The organism is Criibacterium bergeronii (genome assembly GCF_001693775.2).
GTDB classification, from domain to species: domain Bacteria; phylum Bacillota; class Clostridia; order Peptostreptococcales; family Filifactoraceae; genus Peptoanaerobacter; species Peptoanaerobacter bergeronii.
This window is the reverse complement of sequence record NZ_MBEW02000021.1, coordinates 22,728-32,985: the sequence shown is the minus strand read 5'-3', so window position 1 is coordinate 32,985 and position 10,258 is coordinate 22,728. Positions and strand designations below refer to the sequence as shown.

The window sequence follows — 10,258 nt, the reverse complement described above, 5'->3', positions numbered from 1 at the left end:
TTGAACCTATAAAAAAATAATCCAAAGTGATCCTTTTTGTTGTAAAATGTAATCACCACAAAAACATTTGCAATGGAAAGGAAATCACAATGGATTTAAACAATTCTACCACAAAAATAAGACCATATAAACACCTAAGTTTTAAACAGAGAGTTTACATCGAAATTAGGCTTAAGGATGGTGTAAAACCTTGTAGAATAGCCAAAGAACTTTGTAGAGCCAAAAATACAATACTAAATGAGGTTCGTCGCGGCACTGTTCCTCAAAAGAAACAAGGCAAAGTTATTAATGTATATCTTGCTGATGCAGGACAAGCCATATATGACAACAACAGAAAGTCTTCTCGTCCAAGTCTTAAAATAGCTAAATGCCATCATTTCATCAAATATGTCATTAAAAACTTTAAAGACAAAGGTATGATTTTTAGAAAAAAGTTCAACTTGATATTGCAATTTTCAAAAAGATTTTTTTACAAAAAACAAGACACCATTTTATAAAAATATGGTGTCTTGTTTTTTATCATGATAAAATTATAAAATGTATATTTATCAATAAAATATCATTTATTTAAGATGTTATTTATCCAAAATACTCTTATAATTTTCATCAAAGTAAGTTCTTTCTTTTTCAGTGAGGTATTTTCTGTATAGCCAATTCATCACTTTTTTAACGTTATTTTTGCCTATATCACCGTTGTAATAAATCAAATCGGATATTTCCATAGCGCAATAATCATCGCCCATAGGGGAAGAAATGCTTTCGGCATCTCCCAAATTGTCGATTTTTTTACCGAAGCCGAACTTGTAATCAGTGTAGTTGAGTTTGTTAAATGACCTTTCGAAAATTTTATTTGCTGCTGTAATTATCGTGTCATCCGGAGAATCGGATTGGTTCAGCAAATATAATTTAACCTTTGAGTCGGAACCGGATTTATAATAATCGAAATACACGGCTATTATCTTAAAATCCTGTCTACCGTCTTTTTTACCGTCTGCATAATGCTCCTCATAAGATTGAGATGGCAACGTATCGGAGGTATCTTTATATAAATTGGTGTCATTTATATTTACTCCGATATCTTCTTCAGTGTAGCTCCATTTTATTGCTCCGCCTTTTATTTTTTTTGCAGTTCCGGTTTTCAATTTAATAGAGCCGTCACTATCGACATACAACACAAAATTTTGCTCCTTGTCAGATGCGGAAGCATTCAGAGGCTTCCCGGAAGCTACGTCATAACCGTGAGATAAAAGAACATAAGGAAATGTTTTTTCTTCATTTTTATCATTAAACATCTGGTTATAATTTTTTGTGTTAAATTTTGCGATAAACGTTCTTCCGTCTGTACCTCCGTCAAACTCAACACCATTTTCTTTTTTCATATCGTAAAATATTGTATTGCCGTAAGATTTTAGATTAAATGGTATTTTTACATCCGTTCCGTCTTGTGCTTTTATAGTGCATTCAGGTAAAAAGCCTTTCGGCAAAGTTACCTTCTCGGCAAATTTTGTGTCTATACCGGTCATTCGTCTAATGTCGTAATTTGACCAATCTATATCGTAAATGTCCCCATTTTTTTTAATAAAATTCGGATAATCTGAATCAGCGACATTATCAATATCGTACAAATATAAAAATTTGTTTCGGGTACTTGCTATTTTTGAAATTGCAAAATCGGCATCATAGTGTGCAAGTATATCGTTGTTGTAATACGGTAAACCGATATAATAGACAAAGTTCAAATTTGATGTATTTTCGTTTGACAAGGTGGCATATTTTGATCCTTGCAAACCGTTTATATTCAGTGTAGCACCTTCTACAGCAAGCTGCCTGTCGGTTAAACTCAAATATCGTTCCTTGTTTGAGCTGTATGAATTTACTGTATAGTCTTTTGCACCGCTTGTGGATTTATTTTCGTCATCGGCTTTGTCTGCGTACTCAAACTCTCCTTTATCAAGTTTTTTTATGTTAATAGCATTGGAATTATTCAAAAGAGCTTGTGAAAAAGGAGATTTGAGCAATCTCAGTCTGACAGAATAAAAATTGGAATTATCTCTTAGATTGTATACAAGTCTGAAGGATTTATCAGAGGCAAGCGAACCGTTAACAGGAAAATATTCGAATGAATTCATTGTGCCGTTATTCAAATAAAAATCCTTGATATCGGATACCTTCGGTGCAGACCTTCCTATGCCTACAAAGCTTATTAAATCATCCGCACTGTCAACATTCATATTGTATGAGGTTTTTTGAATATACTGATAATTACCGCCTGAGTCTAAAATCGGTTTTCCTGTTGCTGAATCCAACACAGTATCCATTTTTCTTGAAACAATATAACCCCTTACATTGTCAATCCTTATATCGTCAATCTTAAGACCGGGTGTAGGTATTACTACAGGATTGCCGACCGAATCGTAGCCTTGAGGTTTTTTTTCTTCGTCTGAGGTTCCTTTTTTTACATAATCGTTGTAATATTCGCTGTACTGCCTTGCATTTAAAATGGCATTTTCCATTTCGGAGGAATTCTTTGTGTTTTTTTCGACAATCTTTCTCAATTTTGGAGTTTCCTGAATGGACCTGTCAAACAAGGTTGTAGACATAAGTATAACAAACGCAAGCAAAGATACGCTTATCAATACTTCTACGAATGTAAAGCCATTTGTTTTTTTCATTTATATCACCAACCCCTGTTATTTCATTTCCTCAGGACCGTCAAACACACCTATCAAGTCGCCTATTTGATTATTAATATCCTCAAAAGCCTTGTTCAGTGCATCATAATCCTTTGCTCTGTAAGAATCCGCTTCATTTCCTGTAGAACGCAGATAACCTGTTATAGATTCGCTTGGAAGCGATATGCTATTTCCATGCTCATCAGTATCAAAACCTATGTTTTCTATTTCTTCCTTTATACCTGAAAATCCTATAATGAAAGCTTTTTTATATAGCCCCTTATAGTTATTTGAGGTGCTTGTTGCAACTTGCTTTACGGCGTCCATGCCTACGGTGTTTGGATTTTGTAAAATGTCAGGTTGAGCTGGAGTGCCCGGATAATCTTTAAGAATTTGTCTATAGCTTTTGTTGTCAAGGAGCATTCTTGCATTTTTTTTATCGTTGTTTGGGTATATGACTGATTTTCTGTTTGGAGCACCGTCAGTCATTAAAACTAAAAATCTGTTTTTTATATTTTTTTCTTTGTCCAACTGCTTTAAAATCTCCAAAGCCTGAAGCAACCCCTCGCCTGTATTTGTAGAGCCTTTTTCATCCTCAAACCACGAAGTCTTGAAATTATCTTCGTCAAAGCCCAGTTCGCATTTGCTTTTAGTATATTCCCTTACTGTTTTAATATCGTCATCGGTATTTAGCCTGTACGGTCCGTATCTGTCATTTTCTAAATCCGATAATTGCCAAAGATAGTCGGAATTTGGATCAGGTGAAATCCTTTTGCATCTTACATGAGTATCGTAATTAAATATATATGCAGACAAATCTACATTATTATCTCTTGCAGCCTTTGAAAGATTGGGTAAAAAATTGTTGTTTATGGCTTCAGCTGCGAGAAACTTTCTAATGGCAAAATCATCAAACCTATTTTCTATGTCACTTCTTTTATATGTTCTATTATTGTAGCTGTAAAAATTCAAATGATACCCATTTCTTATATCCCCAGCGAGAGAGAAGTAGCCGAATTCGAATTTACCACTAAGATAGTGATATGGACCGCTTTTCTTGAGTCTGAAATAATCCTGAGCCCAGGCTCTGTTATAACCACGCTTTGAATTATTACCATTGACCGTACCCATCATTGAGTCCGAAGAGTCTATTGCAAAAACAATTGTTGCTTGGGCTTTTTTTCCTTTTACTTCTTTTATTTGTCCGTTATCATAGGCTATAGCGGTTATGTCGTCCAGACCGCCCTCAAGATATTTGGATGTCATTATTTGATTCACATTAGGCAGCATTATATCCTGGGTCAATTCAAACTCTCTTATCGGATTAGGATTATTTTTGTCTTTAGATATAGGCTTTCCGCTATCGTCAATATCTGTAGATTTGCCTTTAACCGTTATGTTGAGTATGCTTTTGTCCATTTTTGACTTATAGTCGTCGTCATTTTTGTAAAATTGCATGGTATATTCTGTCTTTGATTTTTTCAGGCTGTCATTTTTATCAAGTGCTGTTACCGGTATTATGTCAAAATTATCCTTTGCAGCATTGTATATCAGGTTTACAAGTACAGTATTTACACTGCCGTCAAGACCTGTTATATCTCTAAGAGCTATATAGTTGTATCTTTTGTCGAGCTTGGTTGTGTCCGCTCCTTTGTTGTACACGGTTTTTCCTACTAAATGCACTTGTATGGAGCTTTTAAGCGTATTGTTTATTTCGTCTATTGTGGTTTTCACGCCTGTGTTCAAATCTATGACTTTATTGTTTGTATTATTTGCATTAACAGCTTGAAAGATAATCCTGTCAGTAACAAGCAAAAGTAAAATAGAACCTATAGCTACTGTTATAATCAGTTCGAGCAAGGTAAATGCCTTTTTCTTTTTTTTGCAAAAATTTATCATATTTTCCCACCTTTATTTAATTTTAATAAGGGCTGTCTTTTATACCGTCATAAAGCTTTGTACTTGAGTCGAGAAACACGAACATAGTAAGTGTTCTTGTATCTGTCACATCACTTGGGGCAAGTGATTTTCCGGTTGATTCGACCTTATAATACAGATTTCCGGAATCGTCCTTCTCAAGGTCTGCGTTTATATCGCAATATCCTGCGGGATTTCCTTTTCCGTCAATTATTACGAGGTCTGAATGCTTTATTATTCCTTTTTTAGGATTTTTGAATTTTGCAGATGATCCTGCCGTTGAAGATCCTGTTACCTGCAAAATACTGCTTGCACCAACAACATTTTCCTTATTGAGTGCGGAATAAACTATTTCCAAGCCTGCATTTGCAATATAATATGCTTTGTCCTTTTTTATGTCTTTTATTAAATCACCGCCGTGGGCTCTTGTAAGCATAGTTACGGAGGTTGTTATTGCAAATAATAATATTGTTATCACGAGAACAGCGACAAAAATAAAACCGTTCTTTTTTTTCTTTTTCATAGATAATCACCCACGCTTCTTAGAATCAAAATATCAAGGTTATTAAATTAAGGTGTAAGCTTAGGCTTGTCATAAACAAGCTCTTTGTATCCGTCGTTTTTTTCAAGAATTAAAAATTTTCTATGCTTATCTTCATAGTTTTCTATTGATGTGGCACCGAGATTTTCGAGATTTTGTATTGATAAAAATGCGGTAGAATTACTTAATTCGTTATCGGAATTCAAGTAGGATGTTGTCAAAACACCTTTTTCAAAATTTACTATTACGATTTCCGTATCATCTTTTCCGTCGTTATCTTTGTCATTTACAAAAACAAGTTCCTTATTTCCGTCTTTTTCTTCGATTTGCATATTGGAATCTTTATAAACCTCGTTGTTGGATATGTACTCAAAAACCTTTTTATTTTGAGAATTTACAGCATTAAAATCCGCCGGCTTTTGTATCGGGTTTATATTATCCTTTGACCAATATTCGATTGCATTTATCAATATTTTTTTTGTAGTATTAGTCTTGTTTTTATTCACAAATTCTTTTGCAGGTTTAAAGAACGGTACGGCAAGCCCCATGAGAATTGTCAAAATCGCAATCGCCACGAGCATTTCTGCCATAGTAAAGCCTTTATTTTTTTTCATAAACATCACCCTTTTTATATTTCGGCATTTTGTAAAAAAAAATTAAAAAATAAATTTGATTATAGAAAAATTATATGAAATATATAAATAAAAATATTTTTTGATTAGTTGTAAAATGAATTTGAACCTATAAAAAAATAATCCAAAGTGATCCTTTTTGTTGTAAAATGTAATCACCACAAAAACATTTGCAATGGAAAGGAAATCACAATGGATTTAAACAATTCTACCACAAAAATAAGACCATATAAACACCTAAGTTTTAAACAGAGAGTTTACATCGAAATTAGGCTTAAGGATGGTGTAAAACCTTGTAGAATAGCCAAAGAACTTTGTAGAGCCAAAAATACAATACTAAATGAGGTTCGTCGCGGCACTGTTCCTCAAAAGAAACAAGGCAAAGTTATTAATGTATATCTTGCTGATGCAGGACAAGCCATATATGACAACAACAGAAAGTCTTCTCGTCCAAGTCTTAAAATAGCTAAATGCCATCATTTCATCAAATATGTCATTAAAAACTTTAAAGACAAAGGTATGATTTTTAGAAAAAAGTTCAACTTGATATTGCAATTTTTATATAATTTATTTAAACTAAAAATATTAAGGCAATTTTTTACCACATTTTGGGCAAAATTCAAATTCACTACTTATTTTTTCGCCACAATATGGGCAGAAGTTTACTTCTTCAGCGTCAGAAATATTCATGTCATCATTTAAGTTTTCTTTATGAAATTTTTTTTGCAAAGGGTCAGGCTCTTCATCAGAGTCTACTATATCATATTCTGAAAAGCGATTTTCACCAAATGCGTTCTTATATGAAATCACTGCATTGACTATGCCTGATATTACAGCTACTATCCCAAAAAGTGGAAATATTACAGCTATAATCCCAAATTCTCCAGCTTGAGATGTTATCTGAAATGCCATAAACATCCAAAATATCCCAAATAAAATCGCAAATATTGAGCCAAAAAATTTTTGGATTTCGTATGCTCTACCTCTTTTTACACTTCTTCTATTACCCATAGTTTTCTTCCTTGTAATATTTAAAAGTTTATTAATTAAATACGAATTATTTTAACATTTTTTATATTATTTTTCAATTTGTTTAATGTGAAAGATACCTTTTTAGCTGTTCCATCAGATTATTAGCATCGTTATATCCTTGCCAATATAGTTCACCCAGCTTGTTCACATCAGGCTCTAGTCTTGACACCCTTACAGGAGAAGATGGAGCAATTACAAATGCCCTTTTTGATTTTTCAAGCTCGTCTATTTCATCACACTGCTTGTTGTAATTTTTGTTACTATCAGCTAGTACATCAGCAAAAAGCGGGTAATTTTTATAAAATCTATCAATCTGATTTCTTTTTGAATTTTCCGACTTTCTAAAGCCCCTTTCCCTAGTTTTGATTATAACTATTTTGTCAAAATTTTGCTCTAACGCCCACTTGTATGCAATCTTACAGCTACAGCCCCCATCAAGGCACTGCTTTCCCTCCACATCTACCATAGGCGACAAAAACGGCATAGATGCAGATGCTTTTGTAGCTGCAAAAATGTCTTTGCATATTCCTTTTTCAAAATATTCTGTCTTGCCTGTCTCACAATTGGTCGCCACTGCAATAAATCTTTGCTTAGTGTGCTCAAAGGTCAATAAGTCAAATGGCTCTAATTTGTTGTTTTTATACAATAAAAAATTTAAATTTAATGGACTTCTGCTAAGACCAATAGCCTTTAATCCTATATATTCAGGGTCATGTCTATATTTCAAATTTGTCCTTGCCGACCTGCCAATTTGTCTTGAGATATAGTTCATTCCTGCCAATGCTCCCGCACTAACTCCAATATATGTTTCAAAATTAATATCGCTTACAAGAAAAGCATCCAACACACCTTGGTTATATAAGCCTCTTAACGCTCCACCCTCAACCACAAGACAACCTTTTGTAATTTTGCCTGATGATGTCCCCTTTGGTATCTCATCTAATTTTGAATAGACAATATTATCAATAAAGCCTTTAGCTTTCAGATTTTTTAATATTTTGTTTCTTATTAATTTTCTCCTAATCATAGCAACCCTTTTAAAATATATTTAATCCCTATGAAAAAATGGTAGATATTTTTCCATCTACCATTTGGTTGTTATCGTCAGATTTTTTTGTCTACAACTACGCCTTTTAAATCTTCATCAATAGAATTTACTCCGCCTCTTTTTTGATTTGGGTCAGAATATGAAATTTGAGTAGTTGTTGTGCCACCTGATACATAGGCTCTGCCACATTCCGGACAAGTAGACATATGGAGTCTAACTGAGGCTCTCACTAGTTTATTGCCGGCTTTTCCTCCCTCAGCTTTTGCTATGGCAACGTGCTCTGCCTCGTGAGAAGATACTACTGCAGCTGATGCCTCAGGAGAAATATGACCTGGTGCCTTAAACGAAACTCCGGCATCACCTGATTGGTCAACATATGTTCTATTTTTGCAGGTCTGACATTCTACCTTACCACTTGGCGAAAGCTCTTTAGCCTTATCTACTTTATCTGCACCAAATGGATTTGGATTTATACCTTGCTCATTTTGTACTCCGTATACGCCATTTATCGGTATAAACATAGTGTTATCTACTCTTGACACTTGCACTCAAATCCTCTCCTCATAAGGCTATGTATTTTAATATATTATACATTTTATAAATACTTGTGTCTATAGCTTTTTATTTATGTAATTTCCCCAATCCCACCCTAAAAAGTCTACACCAACGGTAATAACAATAAATTGTAAGTATGCAGTTGTGCAATGTGATGAGCTTAATTGTGAAATGGGGAGTCGAACCCCTGAGATGCTCTCTCTCGCCAACTGGTTATTTTAGTTTATACTCATCGATAGAGTAGTGTACGCCCTTTTTTTAACCTAATTTATTCAATTTTTATTTTTCAATTAAATCTGTGGTCCAATTCGTCTGTTGTACAAGTAGCTCTATTTGTCTTAGCTCTTTGGATAAATCGTCCACTATTTTTCTTAGCACATTGACATCCATTGATGGATACAATTTTATTTCCATTTTAGTATATCTAGGACCCATATTGCTTGCCTCATCAGCAAAGCTTGAATATACGCTACGTTTTAATTTTAAAGCATCTCTTTTTGCAAGTATTTTTGTGAGTGAACCTTGGTCGGTTTCTGTTTTGCTGTTTGTGTAATTTATTTTATAAATTATGTCCTCCAAATCCTTTGTGACTTTGTCCAGCTCCTTGACTAATTTACTAGGGTCTTCAAGAGGTTTTTCTCCCTCTTGATATTTAGCTGACAAAAATAATCTATCTCTTAAATCTTCAATTTTCTTTTGCATATCAGAACGCATCTGTAAAGCCTCTGCTAATTTCATAATAATCTCCTTGTTATTTATTAAAGCTTTAAATTTTACCAAGATTTTTTACTATCTATAAATTATTACAGTTTTTTGAGGTTCATCCCACTGTACCCGTGCTCCCATAATCTCCGCTACAAATCTTAATGGTACATATGTTTTATCATTTATAATTTTTGCAGGCACTTTTAGATTAGAAAAATAAAAGAGCTTTCCAAACTTTTCATTTAACTTATTGACCATCACATCTATTGAGGAGTATTCAGCTATAAGCTCGCCGGACTTTAGCTTTTTTGCAATCTCTGCATTTATCGCACTGGTATAGTCATCATATGATGATTTAAGCAAATACAAATAATCATCATATGGCTTGTAGTCCTTATCCTGCTTATGCTTTTCCAGCTCAGTAAAAACTGTATCTTGGTTTAATGCCATTGATACAGGATGCTCAGTAAAAAGCACTATAAACATCGGGCATAAAGCATCATCGTTCATATTTTGCTTATTAATATTTGCCACTGTGCAAAATCTGTAATCTTCATCCCAATTTACTTCATATCCCAAATACTCTGAAATAGTCCTGTATGGAACTAGGACTCTATTATCAATTATAATTATATCATACGATGTCAAGTATGTACCGTCCACCATTATTTTTATGTCCTGTGCAAATGAAAACTCAGCTTTTGTATTAAACACTAGTAAAAATATAAATAACATTAACATTTTTACTAAAAAATTTTTGCTCATAAAGTTCCTCTTTGTCTTGTATGCCGATGTAAAAGCATTTTTTATTGCTAGATAATTCTAATTAAAGGGCAAAAATCATTTGATAATTTATTTATTTAAGATATAAAGTCCACCTAAGCAGACTAAAACCCCAATTATTTTTTTTGCAGTAATTGGCTCTTTGTATAAAAAATATCCAACTAAAATAAGAATTATTGCTAAAAATTAACTTGATATTACTTGACCTATACTGATATCCCAGCCTGCTGTGTAAAGCAAAATATTTCCCGCCTCTAATCCAACTATACAAAGTGCCAACGCCCAGCTTGTCCAATTGAGCTTGCTAAAATTTTTCACAAGGTTTGGATTTTTTTCGGTGACAAAAAATAATATCAAGCAAACTACGGCATAA

Annotated in this window: 12 protein-coding genes; 2 read left to right on the top strand and 10 right to left on the bottom strand. The window is 33.5% G+C overall.

Translation table 11 applies throughout. The annotated features are described in order from the left end of the window. The first annotated feature begins 89 nt into the window (after positions 1-89). Positions 90-497: a helix-turn-helix domain-containing protein gene (locus BBG48_RS08435; RefSeq protein ID WP_068914061.1), complete on the top strand. Its 408-nt coding sequence runs from the start codon at positions 90-92 to the stop codon at positions 495-497. Between the two features lie 78 nt (positions 498-575). On the opposite strand, the gene BBG48_RS08430 is transcribed toward BBG48_RS08435, so the two are convergent. From BBG48_RS08430 to BBG48_RS08415, 4 genes are read right to left on the bottom strand one after another with little or no spacing between them, the layout of a single operon-like run. Continuing rightward, positions 576-2,672: a prepilin-type N-terminal cleavage/methylation domain-containing protein gene (locus tag BBG48_RS08430; protein WP_068914060.1), complete on the bottom strand. Its 2,097-nt coding sequence runs from the start codon at positions 2,670-2,672 to the stop codon at positions 576-578. 18 nt (positions 2,673-2,690) lie between these two features. Further along, the gene (locus tag BBG48_RS08425) at positions 2,691-4,571 is read right to left on the bottom strand and encodes a prepilin-type N-terminal cleavage/methylation domain-containing protein (RefSeq protein ID WP_068914059.1); all 1,881 of its coding nucleotides are present in this window, start codon (positions 4,569-4,571) and stop codon (positions 2,691-2,693) included. A gap of 22 nt (positions 4,572-4,593) precedes the next feature. Continuing rightward, positions 4,594-5,112, bottom strand: a complete 519-nt coding sequence (locus tag BBG48_RS08420) for a hypothetical protein (protein WP_068914058.1) — start codon at positions 5,110-5,112, stop codon at positions 4,594-4,596. 47 nt (positions 5,113-5,159) lie between these two features. After that, positions 5,160-5,744, bottom strand: coding sequence for a type II secretion system protein (locus BBG48_RS08415; RefSeq protein WP_068914057.1), 585 nt, complete (start codon positions 5,742-5,744; stop codon positions 5,160-5,162). Between the two features lie 210 nt (positions 5,745-5,954). On the opposite strand from BBG48_RS08415, the gene BBG48_RS11615 reads away from it, so the two are divergent. After that, entirely contained in the window at positions 5,955-6,464 is a 510-nt protein-coding gene (locus BBG48_RS11615; RefSeq protein WP_116170960.1) for a helix-turn-helix domain-containing protein, read from the top strand. On the opposite strand, the gene BBG48_RS08405 is transcribed toward BBG48_RS11615, so the two are convergent. The 6 genes from BBG48_RS08405 to BBG48_RS11015 all read right to left on the bottom strand — a co-directional run bounded on the left by BBG48_RS08405 (position 6,348) and on the right by BBG48_RS11015 (position 10,242). Then, positions 6,348-6,773: a zinc ribbon domain-containing protein gene (locus BBG48_RS08405; RefSeq protein ID WP_068914056.1), complete on the bottom strand. Its 426-nt coding sequence runs from the start codon at positions 6,771-6,773 to the stop codon at positions 6,348-6,350. The two genes, BBG48_RS11615 and BBG48_RS08405, sit on opposite strands and share 117 nt — an antisense overlap. A gap of 82 nt (positions 6,774-6,855) precedes the next feature. Next, positions 6,856-7,821: a patatin-like phospholipase family protein gene (locus tag BBG48_RS08400; protein WP_243446772.1), complete on the bottom strand. Its 966-nt coding sequence runs from the start codon at positions 7,819-7,821 to the stop codon at positions 6,856-6,858. Positions 7,822-7,898: 77 nt separating this feature from the next. Beyond that, positions 7,899-8,390 carry a hypothetical protein gene (locus tag BBG48_RS08395; RefSeq protein WP_068914055.1) on the bottom strand — a complete coding sequence of 164 codons (492 nt, stop codon included), beginning with the start codon at positions 8,388-8,390 and terminating at the stop codon, positions 7,899-7,901. Between the two features lie 286 nt (positions 8,391-8,676). After that, complete coding sequence (locus BBG48_RS08390; protein ID WP_068914054.1) at positions 8,677-9,135, bottom strand: DIP1984 family protein; 459 nt, start codon at positions 9,133-9,135, stop codon at positions 8,677-8,679. Between the two features lie 51 nt (positions 9,136-9,186). Next, positions 9,187-9,867, bottom strand: a complete 681-nt coding sequence (locus BBG48_RS08385) for a copper amine oxidase N-terminal domain-containing protein (RefSeq protein ID WP_068914053.1) — start codon at positions 9,865-9,867, stop codon at positions 9,187-9,189. 204 nt (positions 9,868-10,071) lie between these two features. Then, positions 10,072-10,242 (bottom strand): hypothetical protein, encoded by a 171-nt coding sequence (locus tag BBG48_RS11015; RefSeq protein ID WP_158527921.1) that lies wholly within the window; start codon positions 10,240-10,242, stop codon positions 10,072-10,074. Positions 10,243-10,258 lie beyond the last annotated feature (16 nt).